25 protein-coding genes and 1 pseudogene are annotated in these 20,872 nt (G+C 37.2%); 4 read left to right on the forward strand and 22 right to left on the reverse strand.

Annotated features, from left to right (window positions below; genetic code table 11):
• The first annotated feature begins 699 nt into the window (after positions 1-699).
• The gene (locus BUB71_RS20410; protein ID WP_084731748.1) at positions 700-864 is read left to right on the forward strand and encodes a DUF433 domain-containing protein; all 165 of its coding nucleotides are present in this window, start codon (positions 700-702) and stop codon (positions 862-864) included.
• Between the two features lie 325 nt (positions 865-1,189).
• Here BUB71_RS20410 and BUB71_RS16905 read toward each other — a convergent pair whose 3' ends face one another.
• From BUB71_RS16905 to BUB71_RS17000, 20 genes are all read right to left on the reverse strand, one after another.
• The gene (locus BUB71_RS16905) at positions 1,190-1,972 is read right to left on the reverse strand and encodes a DNA-methyltransferase (RefSeq protein ID WP_073157717.1); all 783 of its coding nucleotides are present in this window, start codon (positions 1,970-1,972) and stop codon (positions 1,190-1,192) included.
• Positions 1,973-2,032: 60 nt separating this feature from the next.
• On the reverse strand, positions 2,033-4,579 hold the full coding sequence (locus tag BUB71_RS16910) for a type IV secretory system conjugative DNA transfer family protein (RefSeq protein ID WP_073157722.1): 2,547 nt from the start codon (positions 4,577-4,579) through the stop codon (positions 2,033-2,035).
• Positions 4,580-4,599: 20 nt separating this feature from the next.
• On the reverse strand, positions 4,600-5,700 hold the full coding sequence (locus tag BUB71_RS16915) for a peptidoglycan DD-metalloendopeptidase family protein (protein ID WP_175552413.1): 1,101 nt from the start codon (positions 5,698-5,700) through the stop codon (positions 4,600-4,602).
• Positions 5,684-6,202, reverse strand: a complete 519-nt coding sequence (locus BUB71_RS16920) for a hypothetical protein (RefSeq protein ID WP_073157728.1) — start codon at positions 6,200-6,202, stop codon at positions 5,684-5,686. The genes BUB71_RS16915 and BUB71_RS16920 overlap by 17 nt, the downstream gene beginning before the upstream one ends.
• Positions 6,192-7,982, reverse strand: coding sequence for a CD3337/EF1877 family mobilome membrane protein (locus BUB71_RS16925; protein ID WP_073157731.1), 1,791 nt, complete (start codon positions 7,980-7,982; stop codon positions 6,192-6,194). Before BUB71_RS16925 ends, BUB71_RS16920 begins: the two co-directional genes overlap by 11 nt.
• Positions 7,963-8,481, reverse strand: coding sequence for a hypothetical protein (locus BUB71_RS16930; RefSeq protein WP_073157734.1), 519 nt, complete (start codon positions 8,479-8,481; stop codon positions 7,963-7,965). Before BUB71_RS16930 ends, BUB71_RS16925 begins: the two co-directional genes overlap by 20 nt.
• Positions 8,478-10,961, reverse strand: a complete 2,484-nt coding sequence (locus BUB71_RS16935; protein WP_073157737.1) for an ATP-binding protein — start codon at positions 10,959-10,961, stop codon at positions 8,478-8,480. Before BUB71_RS16935 ends, BUB71_RS16930 begins: the two co-directional genes overlap by 4 nt.
• Positions 10,954-11,361 carry a hypothetical protein gene (locus BUB71_RS16940; protein ID WP_073157740.1) on the reverse strand — a complete coding sequence of 136 codons (408 nt, stop codon included), beginning with the start codon at positions 11,359-11,361 and terminating at the stop codon, positions 10,954-10,956. Before BUB71_RS16940 ends, BUB71_RS16935 begins: the two co-directional genes overlap by 8 nt.
• 13 nt (positions 11,362-11,374) lie before the next feature.
• On the reverse strand, positions 11,375-11,599 hold the full coding sequence (locus tag BUB71_RS16945; protein ID WP_073157743.1) for a hypothetical protein: 225 nt from the start codon (positions 11,597-11,599) through the stop codon (positions 11,375-11,377).
• 11 nt (positions 11,600-11,610) lie between these two features.
• A complete protein-coding gene (locus BUB71_RS16950; protein ID WP_084731750.1) occupies positions 11,611-12,504 on the reverse strand; it encodes a conjugal transfer protein in 894 nt (297 codons plus the stop codon).
• A gap of 87 nt (positions 12,505-12,591) precedes the next feature.
• Entirely contained in the window at positions 12,592-13,104 is a 513-nt protein-coding gene (locus BUB71_RS16955) for a formyltransferase family protein (protein WP_073157751.1), read from the reverse strand.
• A gap of 19 nt (positions 13,105-13,123) precedes the next feature.
• Positions 13,124-13,648 (reverse strand): HNH endonuclease signature motif containing protein, encoded by a 525-nt coding sequence (locus BUB71_RS16960; RefSeq protein ID WP_073157754.1) that lies wholly within the window; start codon positions 13,646-13,648, stop codon positions 13,124-13,126.
• A 147-nt stretch (positions 13,649-13,795) separates the two neighbouring features.
• The gene (locus BUB71_RS16965) at positions 13,796-14,317 is read right to left on the reverse strand and encodes a sigma factor-like helix-turn-helix DNA-binding protein (protein WP_073157757.1); all 522 of its coding nucleotides are present in this window, start codon (positions 14,315-14,317) and stop codon (positions 13,796-13,798) included.
• A gap of 96 nt (positions 14,318-14,413) precedes the next feature.
• Positions 14,414-15,187, reverse strand: a complete 774-nt coding sequence (locus BUB71_RS16970; protein WP_073157760.1) for an ATP-binding protein — start codon at positions 15,185-15,187, stop codon at positions 14,414-14,416.
• Positions 15,171-16,070 carry a hypothetical protein gene (locus tag BUB71_RS16975; protein WP_139279168.1) on the reverse strand — a complete coding sequence of 300 codons (900 nt, stop codon included), beginning with the start codon at positions 16,068-16,070 and terminating at the stop codon, positions 15,171-15,173. Before BUB71_RS16975 ends, BUB71_RS16970 begins: the two co-directional genes overlap by 17 nt.
• A gap of 126 nt (positions 16,071-16,196) precedes the next feature.
• Complete coding sequence (locus BUB71_RS16980; RefSeq protein ID WP_073157766.1) at positions 16,197-16,493, reverse strand: hypothetical protein; 297 nt, start codon at positions 16,491-16,493, stop codon at positions 16,197-16,199.
• Positions 16,494-16,547: 54 nt separating this feature from the next.
• A complete protein-coding gene (locus BUB71_RS19785) occupies positions 16,548-16,700 on the reverse strand; it encodes a hypothetical protein (RefSeq protein WP_175552414.1) in 153 nt (50 codons plus the stop codon).
• A gap of 5 nt (positions 16,701-16,705) precedes the next feature.
• Entirely contained in the window at positions 16,706-17,455 is a 750-nt protein-coding gene (locus BUB71_RS16985) for an AAA family ATPase (RefSeq protein WP_073157771.1), read from the reverse strand.
• Between the two features lies 1 nt (position 17,456).
• Positions 17,457-17,660, reverse strand: coding sequence for a hypothetical protein (locus BUB71_RS16990; protein WP_073157774.1), 204 nt, complete (start codon positions 17,658-17,660; stop codon positions 17,457-17,459).
• 299 nt (positions 17,661-17,959) lie between these two features.
• Positions 17,960-18,190 carry a MerR family transcriptional regulator gene (locus BUB71_RS17000; protein ID WP_073157780.1) on the reverse strand — a complete coding sequence of 77 codons (231 nt, stop codon included), beginning with the start codon at positions 18,188-18,190 and terminating at the stop codon, positions 17,960-17,962.
• A 236-nt stretch (positions 18,191-18,426) separates the two neighbouring features.
• Between BUB71_RS17000 and BUB71_RS17005 the strand changes: the two genes are divergently transcribed.
• The 3 genes from BUB71_RS17005 (at position 18,427) to BUB71_RS17015 (ending at position 19,919) form a co-directional block, all read left to right on the forward strand.
• A complete protein-coding gene (locus BUB71_RS17005) occupies positions 18,427-18,906 on the forward strand; it encodes a helix-turn-helix domain-containing protein (RefSeq protein WP_073157783.1) in 480 nt (159 codons plus the stop codon).
• 143 nt (positions 18,907-19,049) lie between these two features.
• Positions 19,050-19,622, forward strand: coding sequence for an ImmA/IrrE family metallo-endopeptidase (locus BUB71_RS17010; RefSeq protein ID WP_073157786.1), 573 nt, complete (start codon positions 19,050-19,052; stop codon positions 19,620-19,622).
• 15 nt (positions 19,623-19,637) lie between these two features.
• Complete coding sequence (locus BUB71_RS17015) at positions 19,638-19,919, forward strand: tyrosine-type recombinase/integrase (RefSeq protein WP_073157789.1); 282 nt, start codon at positions 19,638-19,640, stop codon at positions 19,917-19,919.
• A 461-nt stretch (positions 19,920-20,380) separates the two neighbouring features.
• Here BUB71_RS17015 and BUB71_RS19790 read toward each other — a convergent pair whose 3' ends face one another.
• Both BUB71_RS19790 and BUB71_RS20415 read right to left on the reverse strand, forming a co-directional pair.
• Complete coding sequence (locus BUB71_RS19790) at positions 20,381-20,524, reverse strand: hypothetical protein (RefSeq protein ID WP_175552415.1); 144 nt, start codon at positions 20,522-20,524, stop codon at positions 20,381-20,383.
• Positions 20,525-20,629: 105 nt separating this feature from the next.
• Positions 20,630-20,761 (reverse strand): annotated as a pseudogene (locus BUB71_RS20415) (BRO family protein); the annotation flags it as partial.
• Between the last annotated feature and the right edge of the window lie 111 nt (positions 20,762-20,872).

Below are 20,872 nucleotides of genomic sequence, written 5' to 3' on the forward strand. Positions count from 1 at the left end.
AAAAGTCATTTCTGTTTTCATGCTAAAAAATTTAGATTCCATTCATCATAACTTTGTAAGTGATCCTCCAGGTTCTTGATTAAAAAGGAGTTTCTATATAATTCCTATCTACAAAAACATGGAGTGCCTGTTCGTTTTTAAGGCACTCCCTACGTTCTTCATTTAGGTTTAGGAAAGCTGTATCGTCAACAACCAATTTTTTCAATTGTCACACACCTACTATTGATTTTATAAAATATTACTTGATTCACTAAATACATATTGAAAAGCTCTTCTTCCTATTTTCGAATATAAGAGGATTTACATCGACCTATCATACAGCCCTATATGTTAGAGTTACTCAAATAGATTGGTGCTAAGTAAGTACCCCTTGAATTAGATCTGAAGAAGTAATCAGCAGATTAGAAACGTCTTGTACGATGTTAGCCGAATTATAGGGTTTTGATTTCCAAAATAACCATCCCGTACGAAAATGAACCAATTAAGAAAGATCCCAATCTTTTTAGTCTTATTTTCATTATATAGAGGGCATCCACTTGAACAAGCATTTGGTCTAACCAAAGCGATATGGTGGAGTGAAGAGAATCAACATGTTGATAGCTTTCGTGCCAATCCACAGGGCTATCTCAACAAAGTTCCCATGTTTTTTCAAGATAATATGACTAATAAATAAGATGATGGACAAGAGGAGGAATTGTAATGGATGGTTGTTTATATTTGAACAAAATAGCCGAGGCACATAATTGTATTTCTAGTAATAGAAGAATAATCAATGGAATGCCCGTAATAAAAGGTACGCGAATTCAAGTTTCTCTAGTTCTAGCGTGTCTAAGAGACGAGATGACAATAAAAAGAAATATGTGAAGATTACCAACTAACTTCCAATATGGTCAAAGAATTAGTCGAATATGCTATTCAAGTTTTGGATAACCCTTTTGCAGGTGAGAAAAGGATTAGAGTTCTCCTAATATTAAAACTATGTTCCCGTCGTATTGTCTTGTCTTCTATTAGTGTTTAACCCAACTTCCTATCTCTCAAAATCCTCTATGGTGATTATGAATGACTGTGGGAAGCTAGCTTATAGAAAGAGTATCTTGTACCAACGCTAAAAGGCTAGCTATAGGAGTATCCACCAACAGACAGATTCAAAAATGATCAACCATAAGATCTTGTCAAATCAAATCCCTAGCTATTTTATAGAGGACATCCTTTTGTTCGCAATTTTAACGTATTCACGGCTAACTTCAAAACCTACATAATACCGATTATTAAGTATCGCCATTTTTGCAGTTGTACCACTACCTATAAACGGATCAAGAACCACTTCACCTGGATTTGACCAAGATAAAATGTGATCAGCTGCTAATGCCTCTGGAAAAATAGCTGGATGTTCAAACGCAATTTGATCCCTGGAACTATGCTGATATCCTACGTTATAGGTCCAAACATTACAACGTACTTTCATTGCTTTGATGGGCTTTCCACTATTCTTGTATCTCACTAACTGTCCATTGGCTAATCGTTTTCGTCCATGAAACTCCTGTTTTCCACCATACTTAGTAGGCTCTTTTATTGGATGAAAGGTATTAGGCCTCCCTTTACTAAAAACAAACATATATTCAAAACTACTCTGGTATCGCATTTGATTTGATGGTACTGGATTTCTTTTTTGATAAATCATCGTATCATGAAGCAAAAAACCTATTTTTTTGAAATAAAGAGCCTGGCGAAAGCTCGTTCCAGTCTCAGTTCCTTCGATGGTCTGATCGGCCACAATCCAAACAACAACACCCCCAGGCTTTGTCACTCGATACAATTCTCGTGCTAAATTTGGAAAATCAAAAATATATCCATGATATTTGCGTAAACGGTCATACGGAGGGCTTGTCACAGTCAAATCAATGCTTTCATCTGGGGTGTATTGACGCAGTCCTGCTACATTATCGATACAATAAATATGATTTTTCTTCATCGATTTCCCTCCTCATTTTGCAACAAAAAAAACGCTGTCTTAAAAAACAGCGATTCCACCTTATTTGCTAAGATATTGTTGAATCCATTGATCCACTTCTTTTACAGGAGTACAATCTCTTTTCATTAGCTCTTCCCCAAATCGTTGTGCTACCTGAAAGGCTTCCTCTTCTTCACGATCTTGCCTTGCCTGATCGGTTCCAAAATAGGTTGGCTTTCCAGACTCATGATACAAATAAGGTGGCTTCGATTTGATTCGAAACGTAATACGTTCTCCTTTACTGTTTTTTGTGGAAACCACAGCTGTTAAGCTAGGCAAGTTCTGTATCTCGTAAGGATCAATATGATCTCCAGATATTTCGGCCATTGCACGAGCCGATTTATTTCCTTGGTTACATGCGATAAGAGTACTGGCATTCCCATCAAAAGCATCCAATATATCTGGTTCTAATTGATCTACATATTGAGTCATTGGCAAAAAACAGTGACCTGTGTACCGATCAATCGCGTAGATATTTTTAACAATTGGAATCTGCACTAAGTGATATTCATCTTCCATGTGCAAATGAATTTTGTTTTTTCGTTTTCGTTGTTGAGCTTGTACATGATATTGCGTGATAATAAACCCAACTGCCATTCGTCTTTCTTCTTTTCCGAGTCCTGAAACATTAAAAATACAAATGTCTCCCCGATCCATCCATTTAGCTGGATGTAATCCCAAATCGGCTTGTCCAAATAACCGACGCATCCTAGCATTTAATCGAATCTTCTGCATTCTATTCACAATCGGTTGTGTAACTTTACCCTGATCAATCGCTTTTTTGTTCTCAGCCCAATCAGCTTCATAGATCGAACCCGCAAGATATGGCAATACCTGGTCTCGAAATGAGGAGTCTTTTTTCAATATCTGCTCCATCCCTAAAATACTGTGTGTTTTATGATCTGCAAGTAATGCATGTAGTGCCATTTGACCAAATTTATCTAGTAACATAGAGTCATCTTGATAGGCGTTTTTAAGTAAATCCATTGCTTGATTCACAATTGATTCTTTGTCTATTCCTTCATGCTTATGCAACAGATTCAATCCTAAAATGTACTTAGTTGAAGCTAAGTCAAAATAATGAATCCGTTCTTTTAATGAGGTTATATCTATTCCTTCTTGCTCCAATCGTTTGAAATCACTGTTGATTTTAGCTAATAACTTCAGTCCCGCATCCCCTTTTGGATCGACAAATGTAAATCCAGGAGCTGATGGATTCCGATACCACTCTTCTTCTAAGTGTGAATACATCATATTCAAAAATAGAGCAGTTTTACCACTTCCTGTCTCTCCTGAACCAAATCCCATGTATGTCCACTGTCGATAGGGAATTCTTATCTCCCTTTCAGACCCTTGATCCAATCGACCAACTAACATCCCTTCATTCAATTCATGGCCTGGAACTCCATGTGTCGCAATATAGGGACGTTCTTCATCCTCCTCAGGCAAGTTATATATGGGATCTTTCCCATCAGGGACATGCAACAGATTTCCCAACTCCTTATGGCTCCACGTCATTCCTTGTCTCCACCAAGGAATTGACTGATAGGTACATAGAGGATTCATCCAATGTGACAACCATCTTCTCTTCCTTAACTCAACATAATTATCCCACTCCAGCACACGTTTAATTGATCCTTTTACATCCTGCACCACACGATCTCTCGCCGAGCTTTGTGACCACACACATACAGCGACTTGAAACGATTTCTCACGTCCAGTATGTTGCTGAAATAATGATCGATACCTAGCTTTTTCCTCTGGTTTTAAATCCATGACTCTTTTTTCTGGATACTCTATCTCTGAAAATACTAGACCTTTCAATTCTTCTTTTGTAAATCCCAAATTTTCCAATCCCTTAGCAGCCCTTTTTTCCAATCGTTTTGAGGATTGATTTGGACTAAAGCGTACCCAAATCCAAGTATATGGATCCATATGTCTGTAGATACTTCCCAACTTAGATTCTTGGATTGATTGAAGTGGAAGCCCAGCTTGTTTCCCTATTTGATTCATAAAAAAATGGCCCCCACTCATGTTTTGATTCTTTGGCAAGGGCAACTCTTCTTTTGCGATCTCTTCCAATGCACAAGCTGGGAAGTATTCCTGTAACACTCGTATTACACTTGTTTGCTTATCCTCAGGATATGAAAAGTATATTTCAATCTCATTATAGCGATTCACATAGGTTAAAAGTCCAAACCATTCCCTTCCTCTCTTGATTCGCATCCATTTGGTTCGATAACGCTCATATAAATCAGCTACAAATTCTTCTGCAATCTTTGCTGTAGTGGACACTTTGTTTGAGGGAATGATACGTAAAAATTTCACATCGCTCTTTGCCCGCAATCGATAATAGAATAAGAGAAATACTACTACAATTAGTGAAAGCATGACACCCATAACAGTAAGATTGATAGATTTTGAACTCCATATATCATAGAAATTCTTCCAAGTCTTAAAACTCCACTTTGCTTCCCATAAATATTTCCTAAAAATATAGCAGCCCAATAACAGTGGAACCACAATTTGATATGGGAATTGAATTGATGGAGTTTCCTTCTTATTCATTTGATCAATCCCCCATAAGACTACTTTTTGAATAAATACATTGGATCTATCAACTGCCCATCTTTTTCCGCTTCAAAATGGAGATGAGGCCCCGTGCTCCATCCATTGCTTCCTACTAATGCGATAATTTCACCCTTTTGCACAACCTGACCCACCTTAACTTTGACATCTTGTGGATACATATGTGCATAGGTTGTTTTGAATCCATTTACATGCTGAACAACAATTTTCCATCCATATCCACTTGAAGGACGACTTTCTACGACTTCTCCTTGTTCAGCAGCTAAGATGGGTGTGCCTCTCTCTTTGGCAATATCAACTCCATCATGTTGACGTACTATTTTTTGTATCGGGTGTCTACGCGATCCAAACTGTGAAGTAATCTGTCCACCCTGTACAGGAAACAAAAAAGAGTCTGTCGATGTAATTTTTGGATCGATAAACTCTTCTGCATATTTCTTAACTTTGAGTACATAGCGAGAATAGTCATGGTTATACTGCCAGACTGCTCCTTTTTGAGAAAACCAATCTTCTCCTGATCGATGATTGGCAGATAGATACTTCGCAGTAGCATATATCGCATCCATTGGATCACTTGGTTCAGCTTTTCCATCCCCATTTGCATCTACCCCGTATCCACCGTACTTAGCTATTTGTTTTGGATCAGTGATATTGATGTAGTCTGGTAAATTGCCAAGTCGATTTCCCCCTGGATATCTCCACCCCAACCACGTCTTCTCCATAAATTGCGTCTGACCTTTTGCTCCAGCTGTGCTAACACTGAGATTTTGACCAAAGTTAGTTTCGACTTTATGAATAGCAGCTAAGATGTTCCAAGGAACTCTATACTTTTTCCCAGCAGTTTGGTAAATAGGTAAATAAGAAGCGGCCACTGATGGGAAATGAGAAGAAACTGCCCCCTGCACCACCTGTTCTTGATGATTTGGGGCAGAGGAAACGCTGGACAAAATGAAGAGTACAAATAAAAAACCAATTGGAATCATGATTGGTACAAGGAATAATGTCAAAAATAAGAGCGGATATTTCCAGATCAAGATCCATTTGATTAAACGTTTAGTTTTGCTAACTTTTTTCACTCTATCTTTAATCAAAGGTTCCATGTGCATCCACCTCATCCACTTGCCATCGATCCTCTTTGATAAGCTGAAGAGTATAGAACTTTTCCTCAGTTGTTTTCTCTGATTGAGCGTTTGTGATTTCTTCAATTACATCAAATGTCCAGGACATTCCATTCTCTGTCATTTCTGAAAGCCCACGATTGATGGAAACTGTTTGATACAGTTGAACCTCTGCCGTCTTTCGATGAAATTTTTGCATCTGTTGCAACTGCATGTACAAATAAGGCGTCACAAGATATTTCATTTGATCTAATTCCATTTTTTCTTTGAGATACATGATTAAGAATTCTCTTGCTACTTTTTCCGATTGCTTCATATCTTCTTTCGTATATCGTTTTTCACTTGCTACCATAGAATCTGAAGGAATCGATACCTGTTTTTCTTTCAACTGATCTTCTGAATAAGTCCAATAAAAAAAGCCCCATATCAGGGTACCAATCAACAATGCAAAAACGATATAGATGAGAGCTTGTTTATGTTTCATTCGTTTCGTCCTTTCTAATCTTATCTTTCGGAGATAATGAACCTTCGACCATTGGAAATGCAGTTTCATTGTTTTTTCGAATGATATTCTGATTCATTGTAGGCTTCGTAACTTGATTTTCTTTCTTTACACTTAAATGTTGATCTATTTCTGTTGACTTTTGATATAGTGGATTTGACTTAGGCTGATTTGAATCCAGTATATTTACTTTCATTGATGAATTTCCGTCTGAATTCGGGATGATTTTTCCCAAAATATTTTCTTTCGTCATTAATTGACTAGACAATTTTCTCAATAATATTTCCATCGTTTGATCAACCCCAGTTCCTGATTTCCCTAACCACACTGCTGGAGCTGTCACCAACTGAAAAATTTCCTTGCTTTTCCAAAATAAAAGCGCAAGAAGACAAAGCTGCATAAACATCATAAACACATAACCTTTTTCTTCAGAGAAATCATACAGAGCACTACTAAAAGCAAAAAAGATAGCTAATACGACACCTAAGGACAATTTCATTAGCAAGGCCCCAAGTACTTCTGAAGACCATCGATAAAGTGATTCTTTCCAAAAAGGAACAATGGCCCATGCTAAAGCTATAGGAGAGAGTAAAATTAAAAACATGAAGTAAAGTTGAAAAAAGGGAATACCTGCTGATAAAAGAATCACCATCAACCCTAACACGACGTTGAAACAAAGCACCATCACAATAAAACCTAATCGTGTGCTGTTATTTGATGATGTCATATTTTTATTTTCATAACCTTCATCCGATTTTACTGATATCTCTTTTTTTACTAAATCTGCTCTTTTTTTACTTTGTGGATCTTGTTTTAATAAGTCATTTCTTCTTTTTTCCTCAACAGATGTTGTTCCATACTGCAACAGGAGATACGGTTTAAACACCATCACATTCCATAAGTTATTGCCGGCACGTACTTCCGCCTCATCGGATGTATAATCAATCGAATCCATACTTATAAGATTCGTTGAAATGCCTAGAAACTCTTTTGTCATACCACTACTTGCTTGATTCATCGATTGGATAATTGAATGAGAATAATAGAAAAAGGATAGAGCGAAAAAAATCACCACACATGCATGTATAATTCCTTTGATTGCACCTTCTTCATTCTCTAATGCAATCGATTGCCATCCCACCCAAAAACCCATTATGATGACCATCAATGGAAACAACAAACCATAAATTCCTTTTTGAGAAATCTCTCCTTGGCTGATTCCTGCCAAACGTTTAAGAGCTTCGCTTATTGATTGTCCTATATCCTCAACCAAATTTAAATTGATCGCATTCTCTAACACCCAAACTGTCACACGTGAACCAAAAACATTAACTTTCCATATTGCATTATTGATTTCATTGAAAAAATAGTTACCTACATTATTTGCTTTGTCATTGAACTCCCAAAAATATGGATTCTCCAAAGATAAATCAATTTGATAGTGCGATAATGGGTACTGATTATATAATACTTCAACTCTTCCCACTCTCATGTTTCCTTTAGAATGTGGCAACAAATTATCAATGAGATTTATACCAACAGAGTCACTTGATTTCTCTTTTTTCTTACTATATTGATTTGGAGATACCCAATGATCTAATCGTTTCCCTCCTTCTTTGAACAAGTTTCCGATCCATTGACCTGTTTTGCTTATCCAATTCCAATCAGGTACTTTTTGTTCAGGTGCTCCATAAACTATTTGCGGAATAACTATAAAAAATAAGAGCCCTCCTAATAGGACTCTAATCCACATCTTGATCATGCACATTCCTCCGTATCACTTCCGAAGTTAAGCCATTTGTCAAAACCTCAAACTTATTCCTATCAATCTCCTCTAACTTCCACTCATTCTTGTCTCGGTCATAAATCACTCGATAGCCTTCCTCTGAAGATGTTCCGCTCAAATACTGCCATTTAACATGATAATAGAATTCAAATGAATCAATTTTGTATTCATTCATTACAAAACCAGGACTTGGAACTTTTTTTTTCGCTTTTTGATCTAGACTAAAATCATAAACATCTGCAATCATCTCTGCTAATTGGGGCTGTGCGACTTGTTGAAGAGTAATACCATCTTTCTCTTTTTTTGATTTTTCATATGCCGCAACAACACCCCTTGGTCCTCTTCCAAACTTGTCGGTCGGAACAAGAAAGTAATTGATTCCAAATTCAATCATGATCAATAGAGCAATTATGGTCATAACAACACCAATGGAGATCAGCGGAATTCTCAAAGCTCTTTTGTGTAATAGATTCACTTTTGTTCATCTCCTATTTGTTCAGGAGGAGTGGTATCGAAAGCCTGAGCTAGTTCTTGAAATACACAATGAAAAAACAAACGACCCACTCTACCAAATGCATCACGCATCATACACTCTCCCTCCCTTAGATTCTGAATCAATTGTCTATTTTGTTGATTAATCTCCATCTCCAATATCTCAAGCGCTCTTTCTATCTCTTTCTCATCGGATAGTTTGAATACACACTTAATACCTAAATTATTCACAAGCTCTCTTGGAACATCCGTTGCATTTTGAGTAACCAATAGTATTCCACTGTTCCAATATCTTCCTAACCGGATGCCCTCTTCGATTGCACGTCTTCCAGACTCAGAAGACAAAGGAATCCAAGCCTCTTCCCAGTATATCTGGTTGTACAACCGATTCTTTCTCACAAGCTGATTTACAAATCCCGTGATTGGAGTCATCAATGCCTTAGACAAAACCTCCATTTCATCATAACGCTCAGGCTGCTTATCGCGTTCAGGGATTCGTAGCTCATCGATTTGGATAATGTTTAGCGGCTTATCTAGATCTAATGGATTGAGTATGGATTCCCCAGTACCAAATACTAACTGAGAAAACGGAAACGATTCATATAGTGAAAGGGTTTTGTATAGATACTTGTCTCGTTTTTCGATTTCCGATAATACTTGAGACATTGATGGATTTTTGCTCCATTTAACCTGATGTATGGCTTCCTGAATGAGATGATGCCAAGGATGTTGTCGATTGACTTGAACCAATTGCTGTAAAAAATCTTTGGCATACAAAGGTGCTTCCACTTGCGGAAATAGCTGAAATGGATCTAACATACCTTTGAATTTTGGATCACTGCCGAGTCGGGTTAATCCCACTTGACCTTCTAAACCTGGCAAATCAGTTATCCAATGACTACGTTCACCTTTGGAGTCAATTAAAATCGTCCTTGCACCTAAATGATGAATCGCTTGATACATCAGTAGCGATGCAGCAAAAGATTTTCCATAACCCGTTTGTCCAATTAATAGAATGCCAGGGCTTTTGGTATCAATCTGATTTCCTCCTTGAATCGCTGAGGACTGATGTAAAAAAACTGGACGATTTAGCATTTCATTGGAGAACTCAGCAGGTCCAGTTAATCCAACAAAAATCCCTCGATTATCCCCTAAATACTGCGATCCATTCACCATACTTTGCGCAACCATCTCAGGCTTTAGTTTGTGGCGAAAGTCTGGTATAAGTGTATCGCCACCAGGTAAAAACTCATAAAAAGCTTGGAGCTGATCCCCTGCTGGAACGATGACCTCCATATCTTTATTGTAATTTCGATACAAATTCATCAGCTGATGAGAACGATGATATAACTCTTCTTGAGTTGAGCCATATACAGCAAATGCAATTGAAATATCAAGCAACGGAGCACGACTTCTTCTAAGATTTTTTTCTTCCTCAACTGTTTCTAGATATGCTTGCTCCAAATCTAAATCTTGCTGTTTCCCTTCCTCCCGTGTATGGGATACATAATGATTGAGACGTCTTTTTTGCTTTGCAATCAATTCAATAGCTTGAGCATTTGGTATGGGACGAATTCTTAGCGATACATCTAAAGGAAAAGGCAGATATTGCAACCAATATAACCATTCATCTCCTGGAAAATGAATATGATCTGGTAAGTAGGAGAGATACAAAAATTGTGTCCACTCATCTTCTAACGTCCCATCTCGAACATGACGAACACGGATATGTTGAGGAGAGATTTCATACTCGCCTAATAATAAATTACGAACATCTTTTGGATTCGACTGAATAGATGCTTGATCCCTATTCTTTTCGACTCGAGGCTTCCAATTCCCTGTTATTTCCTTTTTAACCCCTCGAAATGCTTGATGTCGAATAATGAATTCTAAATCTGTTGTGGTTACTGGTTGAGCCGAAATACAGCTAATATCCTCATACACTTTTCTTTCTTGCTCTTGGCAGGTAAAGAGTTCTTCTTCTAGAATATCTGTCTTTTCTAACTCAGCTTCGGATTGAACATACTGTCGGAAATCATTCCATTTAAATTCCAGCCGTTTCAGTAGCTTTTTTCGTCGAGTCCGGATTCGCATTCTTTTGAGCTTCACACCTAAAAAAATGCGAGATTGAATGGGCTTTTGTTGAAGATGATGTAAAGATGTCGTCATTCGATCCAAGTACTTCAATGCATTCCGTTTCATTGATCCATCTGGGACTTCCTGTTTGAGCCGACCCTGGTGCGCCTCTAGATCAAAAAAATGCGGGACTGACAATATATGAATCTCTCTTTTCAAGCGACCAAACAATTTGATCCACGGTTGTGTAACTGCTTGTTTTTCCTGATCAGATAAATAGGCATAATTAATCAATGGGATTTCATAATAAGCAACTACTTCACCTTTAGTTGTAAAAACAAGATTTCCTTCCAAATGTTGTATGGGGAAAACAAAGGATTTAAACATGCAATTCCTCCTTTCGGGGTTTCAGGCGGTACGTATAATCAAGGACAACACGAATCCATACTGGCTGATCTATTGACCGATAGGGATTCACCCGTTTATTGGATAGAAGAAATTGTATCCATATCCAAACCGATCGCTCAGGTGATCTTCGTCCATTTTGAAACCGCTCCATCCATAACGCACCCCATGTAGGCACTATCAAATAATTGATCACCCAACCCGCTTTCAACTGAAGAAAAAACCAAAAAGGCGTAAATGGTAACAAAGAGATGAAATAAACTATCCCAAGAAGTAGAACAAAATAAAAAGGAATCCGTTTTGGGATTCCGCGTGCAATTACGATCGGACCGACTTTATACCACTTGTTTTCACGTTCCAAAATTCTGGTTAAATTCTGCATATAACACCTCACTTCACTTGATTATATCATCCCATATATCACCAAATATCTGGAATACACTTCCCACCTTAGAAATCAGACCGAATGCAATAAACCCCCAAAACCATGCTTTCCATAACTGAACATCATTATCTTGTTGAAAGGCAATAAATACCCGATATCCTACTATGCCACCTAGAATATAACTCAACGCATGTAGAAAAAAATCCACCACATTGCCTATGATAGGCACATCCATCCAATCGCCCCCTATTGATGGTTCAATTCGTAAACAAACCATTGATTTTTTTCCTTGCGAAGTCTAATTTCAAAGGGATACATCATCTCGGTCGAGGAATCCTTCTCTTGTAAAACAACTGTTGTATAGGCATAGCAATTGGGACCTGATTGAATCACCTTTAAATCTTCTAGCGAAAGAAACTTCATCAATCCTTGAAAGCCTTGTATTGGTTTATCTGATTGTGTTAAGTATCGAATATCATCTAAATTGCCACGACTATATACATCAAAAAAATTTCGCAACACCTCTTGTATTTGCCTCTGAGTAACAGTGTCCACCACTTTTCCTTTTACCTCCTCTACTGATTTTTTCATATGGACAATAGCAGGAGGAGGAATTACGTACGGAATATTTCGGATAATAAATCCATCGGAACGATTCGCTTGAATAGGAACTGCGAGCCATCGTTTAATGGTGTAAAAATCTTGACTATTTTTGGGGTTATAGTAAGTCACATTGATCATGATAGTGATCGTAGACTGATTGAAACCTTGACTTTCTACTTTCCAAACTTGTGCTGCTCCAGGTCTAGCTTCTCTTTGTAGTTGAGTGAAATGGATACCTGCTTGTGTATCCATTCCTTCTGGCAAATAAGGTTGTAATCGTTTCACTCTTGCTTCTTCTTGTCCCAATGTCCAGTTGTAATAATCGACCGCGAAATGCACAGCGAAAGCTTTTGCCTCATTTGAAAGCGCTAGATTCTCCTTTTCATTTTTCTTCAAGACGTTTATATTTAATTCTCCAGATAACCAAAGAAATACAATCAATAGTCCCATCAAACAGTTGCCAATTAATAACCCCCATAACAACCACTTCTTTAACTTCATTTCACGCAACGTTAGCTTTCGTTGCTTCAACATCATTATCACCTACTGACAACCTATTTTGTCTCTTGTAGCCCTTTACTCTTTTGAGAACACCATCTTTTTTTAGATATCCAACTACCCATATCAAAAAAAATCCTCCTTTCCAGGAGGCTCCGTCACATATGGTTCAAAGGTGGCGAAATCATGATTCTGAGGTCTTCTTCTTTGAATTCCATTTGAAAGGTCTTCTATAATAAAATAAAGCATTCGAATGGCTGAAGGAACTGCAACATGTTCCCAAAACGTTTGAGGTGTATCATTAGGACCAATTGCTAGTACTTCCATTTCACAAATATCACCTTGATTAATTTCAGGAGTTGCCCAGTACCAACAAGCTCCTGTATACTTTTCACGAAATCGAAACGCCCAGGCTATTGGATCAAGGCCACGATGACGAGGCAATAGACTTGGATGGAAGATCAAAGTTCCATATTTCGGTTTTTCAATTTCTTGTTTGGAAAGAATACGAATAGGAAATGGAGCAAAAGCGACATCAGCTTTTTTTCGATTCGAAACAACCTCAATCTTATTTCTTCGAAAATACCACAGACAAAGCTTACCCAATAATTGCTTGGATTCATATACAAAGACTTTCATCTCCTATTTCACCTCCCATCTAAGCCAATGACAGTAATGTTTCTCTTACTTTCTCTTTTTTTAACCATGCTTGTCCTTCATCATGAACCAATCGATGCAATGCTTGTTGAGGTGTTAACGATAGGGCTTGACAGAGACTTTGAAACGTATCAAATTCATTCTCTGAAACACTCGTTTGTAACAGTACAAATCTTTTTTTCGTTTGAGAAAATGATGACGACTTATTATGATTCCATCTTTTTCGTTGCAACTCTTCTAGTTTTTCTTGCAGCTCGCAAACTCTCTGAAACACTTTATCTTTGTGACTCCTACTTACCCGTTGTTGGTTCAAAAGCCATTTCGCAAATCCAAAACCTGCTTGATTCCCGCATTGATCATGAAATTCCTGATGATGTTTCTGACACAAGGTAATCCCATTGTTCAAATCCTCCGAGAACATGGGATAACGACTTTTTGAATACAAATGGTGAGCGGTCAAATTCTTTGGAGTCTGACAAATGGCGCATTTCCCATCTCTCTGCTTCACTTTTTGTGACCATCTCATATCTTTCATATCTCCTCTCTATCATTCTTCAACTGAGAAATGTCTATTTTCATTCTCGCACAATGTTAGATCAAAAGCCTTTCACTAATAGGTGGCAAAACCTGACTCGAATCAATCGATATAAAATAAAAATCTACATCAGCAGCATTACTTCAAACAATTATTTTGATAAAAATCAATTATTTCCATATTCTCCACTCTTCTTTTTATTTTTTGTTCTGCTCTCTTCAGTGTTTGTTGTACATTCCATTCAGTTACACCTAAAAAGCTCGCAATTTCCTTATGTAAAAAACCTTGTCCATTTCGCAATATATAGACTTCTTTCTCGTGGGGAGACAATATTTGCAACACTCGAAATAACTTCAATCGATCGTTGTCCGTAACTGAACAGATAGGTTCTTTGAATACCTCCATATATGAATAGTAATCCATTTTATTTGGATCAGTTGGTATCTCGCGTTGAGATTTGCTCCTGCGCGATAAATCTCGTTTTGAAGCACAAATTTGCCTTTTCATTAAGTGAATGGTGTAGACCAAATCTCTTTCCATATTCCGTAAGATCTTGAGTTGAGCATCATCTCTTGTATTTTTCGTTGACAGTTCTAACGATTTGATGGCTTGTCTCACCTTTCTCAGCGAGTGAGCATACTCTTTCACTAAGTCCTTCATTGCCTCTCTCCCCTCAAGACATGAACAGGGAGTCTGAAGATACTGATATTTAGTTTGGACAATGACTCCCGAAATTTTTAAAACGGCAAGGTATATTCAAAGGGAATTATTTTTTCCCTTCATTCGATAATCTGGGCCCTCGACTAGATACAGACGTTTTTCAGACATTCCAAATAAACGTGAAGCTGCTCCATCACCAATTCGAAAAGCAAGGGTCTCTAAGTCCTCATTTGAGCTAAAGAGGATTGGTCTCCTCTTTCTACAACGATCATTGATGATTCGAAAATAAGCCGATTTTTTTGCCTCACTAGGATTCGCCTTTCCGATGTCATCCCAAACAAGTACTGGTACTTTTGTCACTGTTTCAAGCAATTGCGAAAATATATTCTGATCTTCACACATTTTGACATTCATGAGTTCATCCATAAAAGTAGCATCCGAAATGACCAAAACCGAAATTCCCTGTTTCATTAAGTGTTTAGCAATAGCAATTTTCAAATGAGTTTTACCTAAGCCAAAGCTATTATGCCGCTCCTTCAATTTTCGTTTTTCCACTAGATTGTTAACTGATCGAATCTTTTGTTCGCCAACCTTCGCTATAAACCCTAGACTATTTGAGGCTTGATCGTGAATAGATGGAAATTGATTGATATACTGTAAGGCAGCTTTCAGTAGTTTTTTCTGGACAGAATGATGAGTGCTGTAATTATGAAATGTTGCCTCTTGAAACTCATCAGGGATCAGGCTATTTTTCAACCGTGCATGCAAACGTTTTTGCTCCAAACACATACACTCTTGTGCCGTCCAGTTATCTTTCAAAACATAACCCGTATCCTGACAATGAGGGCATAAATTATTCAAGGCACTCATCCGCGATGACTCCTGCATAGTAACTATTTTGGAAATCGACTTCGATCGGATCATTTTTTCCATATGCGGAATCAATTGATGGATCTTCTTCATTCCTCAATCCTCCTCTCGTTTTCCAATCTCGTTTAGCTGCAAGATCATGAATCACTTTTTCACAATAGCGAAACGACTGAATTTCATCTTTTTTATGTTTTGGCTGGAACCGATTAAATGCATAATCGATACCTTCTATCACATCATTCAAAGTGAATCCCTCGTTTAATAAACTGTGAATGGCTTGTATATCTTTTGTAGTTAAATCCATTCCTTTGCCTCTGCGTTTCAAATAATGCTGCTCAATTCTTTCAAACCAAGTTTGTTTTGAATGAGTGGAAGAGCAGAGATGACGATTCTTTTCATTTTCCTCATTCTTATCATTCTTTACATTCTCTTCATTCTTGTTAGTTATTAGCTCTTTGTTATCACTTTGTTGATGGTTTGCTAGCTCTTTGTTAGTACTTTGTTGGTTGTTTGTTAATTTCTTTGTAGATTCTTCTCTATCACCTTGGTAAAACTCCCAATTAACAAGCGTAATGAGGCGATTCTTCTTTGTTGATTGATTTGTTAGAAATCCCCACTTTTCAAGCTTCAACAAAGTGGTTCGCACGGTTTGAATAGATACCTCACAATCAGCTGACATAGCTCGAATCTTTGCCAAAGAGGTCACCACTTGTCCAGGTTGTAATCGATAAATCTCCCCTTGGTACTCCCATCTCCTTGATTGGTGATTAACCATAAGTAACAGTGTAAAAAAGACTATTTTTTGCTTTGCATTTAACGAACGATACAGATCACTTAACAAGATTTTTCGGTATAATTTGATCCATCCTTCGATACTGCTCACTCCTTACTAAACAAGACCAGCAAAAAGCCATACCAAAGAGACTCTGTCTCGATGGATTACCTCAACAGATCATCACTTAGGACAGGTAAACCAAACATCTTGTTCAATGGTAACCATCATGCCTTGTTATTTCCATTCGGTTTTGATTCGATGATGCTCACACTCCAAATCACGTAACCAGTTGAGCACTCGAATCACATCTGTTTTTGATGGTCGTTTGGTTCGATAACCAATCTTCCAACCGCAAGCATCTTGAATTTCACTAATGGATGTATACAATTGCCCTTTTTTAAATCCATATTCCTTCCATTGACTTGCTCGAATCAGTAGGTACATCCAAACCTTAAAATAGATCGGCGGCTTCTCCCATATTTGACTTTCAACTGTGTCACGTGACACAGAAACAAATTCATTGAATCGCATATGTACACCCCTTTTTTGATCAGGGAAAAAGAAATTCCCTGATCAAAAAGTTAATTATTTTTCTAATTCTTCTCTCAGCGTTTCAAATGACTGTTTCAACTGAAGCAACACACTCCAAGTCCAATGCCGATCTTGAAATTGTAGACTTTCTTCCAATGCTGTAATTTGCCGTTCCATCATTTCCAAATCCACATTTTTTAGTTTCATTTCGATCACTGCCCAACCAATTCTAATTTTTCGATTTCGTATTTTAACTTCTCAGCAGCGGTTGCATTCAATTGTTTTAAGGAGTCAACAGTAAAATCGAATATTTTAGAAGCGAACTCTTTGACTTGATCACTATTCAATCCCTTTTTTGATCCCATGATGTAAATGTCACGATACTGGTCATATGTCGATTCAGGAATCGTTAGCACTTTCCCATTATTCAATCCCTTTTTTGATCCCATGATGTAAATGTCACGATACTGGTCATATGTCGATTCAGGAATCGTTAGCACTTTCCCATCTTCTAAAACGGGCAAAAACTGATCGAATGACGGATTTTTAACTCGTTGTCCTTCCCGAAAAGTCTGAGTTCGGTCTTTATCAATGACTCCAAATCGATTTCCATAGTGATCTCGTTCGAGTTTAATGACGATATCACCCAAATGATTCGTCTTCTTATCAGCATCAATCCGAGTACCAATTATCTTCATTGACTTCTCATCATAGATATCCTTTTGCCATCCAGTAACAATAAGATGGCAAGGCAGATTGGAAAGTTGACTGATCAAAGACGCAAATTTTTGTTTAATCTTTCCCCAATCACATTGTGTAAGATTAGCTTCATCAGGACTCTTCCCTTTGCGTTTCGCACGTTGCTCTGCATCTTCCCAAGCTACATCCTTCATTTTCTGATAAATATTAGTGATTGGATCAATGATTAAAACATCATATTGATTGGCAAGATGTTCTACCATCTCAAGGAGCTGCTTGACTTCTGAATATGCACGTGTTTTTTACATCAAAGGAATAGGCTCGTCTATAAAAATCCGTTTCGTTGCCGGTATTAATCACAGCTTTTCGACCTGGAACTTTCAAAGCAAAAAGAGTCTTACCAACACCTGCTTTCCCATAGATCACCATTTTCAAATACCTTTTCACTTGGTTTGCTGGTTGGAACATGAATTCACCTCATCGCCTTTTTCTTCCATTTGTGGTAAACTCTTATGTGGATATTTTTCTTTGTCTTTTGTTGTGCTCACTATAGTCGGTAGTGAGCATTTTCTTTTAACTCTCAACATGGTTTCAGGTGTCCATAAATACACTCGATCATTGTCCTGCCTTTGTACATAAAATCGATACTGTCTAAATCCTCTCCTGACAAAGCCAATAATTCGTTTAAACGGCCATATTGCCATTCTCTTATCCTCTCCTATGTTACTGAAATTTCCGATTTCTCCAGCGCTGCTTTTCTCATCCAATCAAAAAAAAACATCTCGGGGTATTTTGTATCTTCTTCCAATTTTGATAGACGGAAAGTCGTTGCGTTTCATCAACTCTCCACACGTATAGTGAGAGATTCGAAGAATTCTCTCCACATCCATCGGATGTAGTACATTTGGCAACCGCTCTTGTTGTAACATTTCTAATAGATTTGTGATATCTTGAGTTGTGATGTTCAGAATTTCCTCTTTTCCTTCTAGCTGGTTCATTCACTTTCCCCCTCTCATTACATTTAGCAACAAAATGATAGAATATTGTGTTAATTTTTGAGGTATTTGACCTTCCAGTTGTTTAGTAGTGTTCATATTCTGCAATTCGTTGCTGTATAGCAATATTAACGCTCGTATTATCCAATGTCAACCCTATTTGTAAATTATTTCTGAAAATATTGATTTATGTAAAATCTATTGCTATACTAGCTTTAATCTAGCGAAGGGTGATTAGTGTGAATAAACTTGGTTTATTCTTGCAAAAAAAAATCAAAGAACTAGGTTGGACACAAAGTCGATTTGCAAAAAAAGCGGGAGTCAGCACTTCTTTAGTCTCACGGACGATTAGTGGAGCAAAAGATGCTCCTCCAAAGGCTGAATTTGTAAAAAAAATGGCAGCCGCATTGAATGAACCTGATTCAAAATTACTACGTCTAGCGGGCTATTTGACAGATAGCAATGATATAGCTATTCAAATCAGTGAATCGCGACCTTCCTATTTATCTTCCAATTCTGAAACTAATCCTATTGATGTTTCCAATACCCCTTTGGAGGATTTAGATCCAGACTTAGTTCAAAAATTCGTTGAAGTCATTCGGGATGATCCTTATCAAATGTTATTCTTCGATGATATTCTCTCTGCTTCAAAAGAAGAGCGAGAAATGATAGTAAGAGACTGGATTAAGATCAGAAAACAATATAAACAAGGATCTTGAATGACTAAAAAACAAATATTCAATGAACAACAAGGCATATACCATCATACGGAATATGCCTTTTCATTCTTCTTGCTTATCTTGCAAGGATTTATTTTTACTTATTTTTTGTACTGACTAGTCAGTACAAGGAGGCCGATTAAATGATCCCTTTTGTTTTTAAGTCAATAGAAAACCTAGAACAATCGATTGCAGATTTACTTGATCATTTGGACATTAATCACCCTCATGAAATAGACCTTGATTTTATAGCTAAATCTCGCAATATTGATATTATTAGAACTTCAGTGAAACGTAGTTGGGTAGCATCCCATCCTCTGAAGGCCAATTGGTTTTGTATCAATGTGAATGAAGACCTTGATAAATATCAACAACGTGAAGTTATTGCCCACGAGTTGATTCATTGTTTGTTTCATTCAGGAAATCAGCTATTGCTCCCTCGATCAGTAATTCAGCATCAAGAAAGAGAGGCAAAATTAGGCGCTACATTTCTCTTAATTCCTTCTAGTATGCTGAATAGACTCAGACAGCCTTTCCATAGGGTCTCTCAAATATCCGAAATCTTCCGGGTTGCTCCTTCTTTAGTAAAAAAACGCTTAATGCTCCATAAGCACAGTTTTATAGAAGAGCAATATGATAAACAATGGTCTGTCATGTTCACATCATCAAATTCAATGGTTAATCAGGAGGATCAAACTTATGCCAGGACATGTTGAGAAAAAAGGAAATCGTTGTATGCAATTATTGAATTTAGAAATGAACACGGAAAAAGAAAATGGCATAGTGGCTTTCGCACAAAAAAAGAAGCAAAGAGATTTTTAGATGAGCAATTATATCATTTAAACATAGGTACATATGTGGAACACTCAAAATTAACATTAAGAGGTTTTATCGTTCAATGGATGAAGGATTATGCTAAAAATAATACAGTTCCACGTACCTATCAAGAATATAAGACCATCGTTAATCAACATCTTATACCTAAACTAGGTCAAATATTAATTGACAAATGAGACCAACATACCTTCAATCCTAAAACTCTGGTAGTTTTCAGAATAAAAAGAAATATAGCTTCAACATATATACACTCCAAAGAAAAATGAGAAAAAACGTCCCCTCAGTATTCCAAATAATCATGACCATTCGTAGAACGGGTGGTCATGATTTTCTCTATTTTGCTACCTTAACTAGTTAAAAATATAATTAGAAATTGCCATCAATTGAGAATATAACTGTATCTTTACTCCTATTATCCTTGAACTAAAGATATTCTTTAATATGTGTATATAATGAATAGCATTACTTGACTTATCTCTTGACGAAAAGTAATTGTGCAATTCCTCATTCGATGAACTAAATTGCATATTCTTTATGGAACTTGCCATTCACTATCATCTATTTCCATACTGCACATTAAACTATCAATAGTACACTTAACGATTATTCATAAGTTCTTAATGAGTTCCTATTTCGTTTAATTGACCATCGTTCGATCTGCATCTCGCACTGTAGCCAGTCGGTGAGCCAACAACAGCTTTTTTCCTTTGAAAATTGGCTGTAAATTTTCTTGTAGTAAAGATTCTGTACTTGCATCCAATGCAGATGTTGGTTCATCCATCAATATAATTTGTGGGTTACTAAAATCGCAAAAAAATCATCAAGCTATAAACCAAACAGAAATAGGTGAATTTTAAGCAATTCCATCAAAATGGAGGTAATATGCTTAAAAACATCTCGGTCCTGATCCTGACATCACATCGTGTTTAACCCATCTTTGAAATTCCTTAGCTTCTTTCTTTGATGAACGTAAAACAATATGATATATCCCAGGCTCTGAAATCAAAGTTACTTTTCTACGTTGTTTATTTCCTTTGAACTACTACCACCTACAGAGGTGGTAGATTCCTGCGAACACCAGACCAACGTCCAGTTATCTTAGCAGGCTCTACCCGCCGTCCCAGCGGTG

Origin of the sequence: Seinonella peptonophila, from assembly GCF_900129355.1 — a bacterium.
Taxonomy (GTDB): domain Bacteria; phylum Bacillota; class Bacilli; order Thermoactinomycetales; family Thermoactinomycetaceae; genus Seinonella; species Seinonella peptonophila.

Bases quoted from the DNA above. Each gene is read 5' to 3' on its own strand.
- BUB71_RS20410 (WP_084731748.1), top strand. From the start codon at position 700: ATGGATGGTTGTTTATATTTGAACAAAATAGCCGAGGCACATAATTGT.
- BUB71_RS16905 (WP_073157717.1), bottom strand. From the start codon at position 1,972: ATGAAGAAAAATCATATTTATTGTATCGATAATGTAGCAGGACTGCGT.
- BUB71_RS16910 (WP_073157722.1), bottom strand. From the start codon at position 4,579: ATGAATAAGAAGGAAACTCCATCAATTCAATTCCCATATCAAATTGTG.
- BUB71_RS16915 (WP_175552413.1), bottom strand. From the start codon at position 5,700: ATGGAACCTTTGATTAAAGATAGAGTGAAAAAAGTTAGCAAAACTAAA.
- BUB71_RS16920 (WP_073157728.1), bottom strand. From the start codon at position 6,202: ATGAAACATAAACAAGCTCTCATCTATATCGTTTTTGCATTGTTGATT.
- BUB71_RS16925 (WP_073157731.1), bottom strand. From the start codon at position 7,982: ATGATCAAGATGTGGATTAGAGTCCTATTAGGAGGGCTCTTATTTTTT.
- BUB71_RS16935 (WP_073157737.1), bottom strand. From the start codon at position 10,961: ATGTTTAAATCCTTTGTTTTCCCCATACAACATTTGGAAGGAAATCTT.
- BUB71_RS16940 (WP_073157740.1), bottom strand. From the start codon at position 11,361: ATGCAGAATTTAACCAGAATTTTGGAACGTGAAAACAAGTGGTATAAA.
- BUB71_RS16945 (WP_073157743.1), bottom strand. From the start codon at position 11,599: ATGGATGTGCCTATCATAGGCAATGTGGTGGATTTTTTTCTACATGCG.
- BUB71_RS16950 (WP_084731750.1), bottom strand. From the start codon at position 12,504: ATGATGTTGAAGCAACGAAAGCTAACGTTGCGTGAAATGAAGTTAAAG.
- BUB71_RS16955 (WP_073157751.1), bottom strand. From the start codon at position 13,104: ATGAAAGTCTTTGTATATGAATCCAAGCAATTATTGGGTAAGCTTTGT.
- BUB71_RS16960 (WP_073157754.1), bottom strand. From the start codon at position 13,648: ATGAGATGGTCACAAAAAGTGAAGCAGAGAGATGGGAAATGCGCCATT.
- BUB71_RS16965 (WP_073157757.1), bottom strand. From the start codon at position 14,317: ATGAAGGACTTAGTGAAAGAGTATGCTCACTCGCTGAGAAAGGTGAGA.
- BUB71_RS16970 (WP_073157760.1), bottom strand. From the start codon at position 15,187: ATGAGTGCCTTGAATAATTTATGCCCTCATTGTCAGGATACGGGTTAT.
- BUB71_RS16980 (WP_073157766.1), bottom strand. From the start codon at position 16,493: ATGCGATTCAATGAATTTGTTTCTGTGTCACGTGACACAGTTGAAAGT.
- BUB71_RS19785 (WP_175552414.1), bottom strand. From the start codon at position 16,700: ATGAAACTAAAAAATGTGGATTTGGAAATGATGGAACGGCAAATTACA.
- BUB71_RS16985 (WP_073157771.1), bottom strand. From the start codon at position 17,455: ATGGTAGAACATCTTGCCAATCAATATGATGTTTTAATCATTGATCCA.
- BUB71_RS16990 (WP_073157774.1), bottom strand. From the start codon at position 17,660: ATGTTCCAACCAGCAAACCAAGTGAAAAGGTATTTGAAAATGGTGATC.
- BUB71_RS17000 (WP_073157780.1), bottom strand. From the start codon at position 18,190: ATGAACCAGCTAGAAGGAAAAGAGGAAATTCTGAACATCACAACTCAA.
- BUB71_RS17010 (WP_073157786.1), top strand. From the start codon at position 19,050: ATGATCCCTTTTGTTTTTAAGTCAATAGAAAACCTAGAACAATCGATT.
- BUB71_RS19790 (WP_175552415.1), bottom strand. From the start codon at position 20,524: ATGGATGAACCAACATCTGCATTGGATGCAAGTACAGAATCTTTACTA.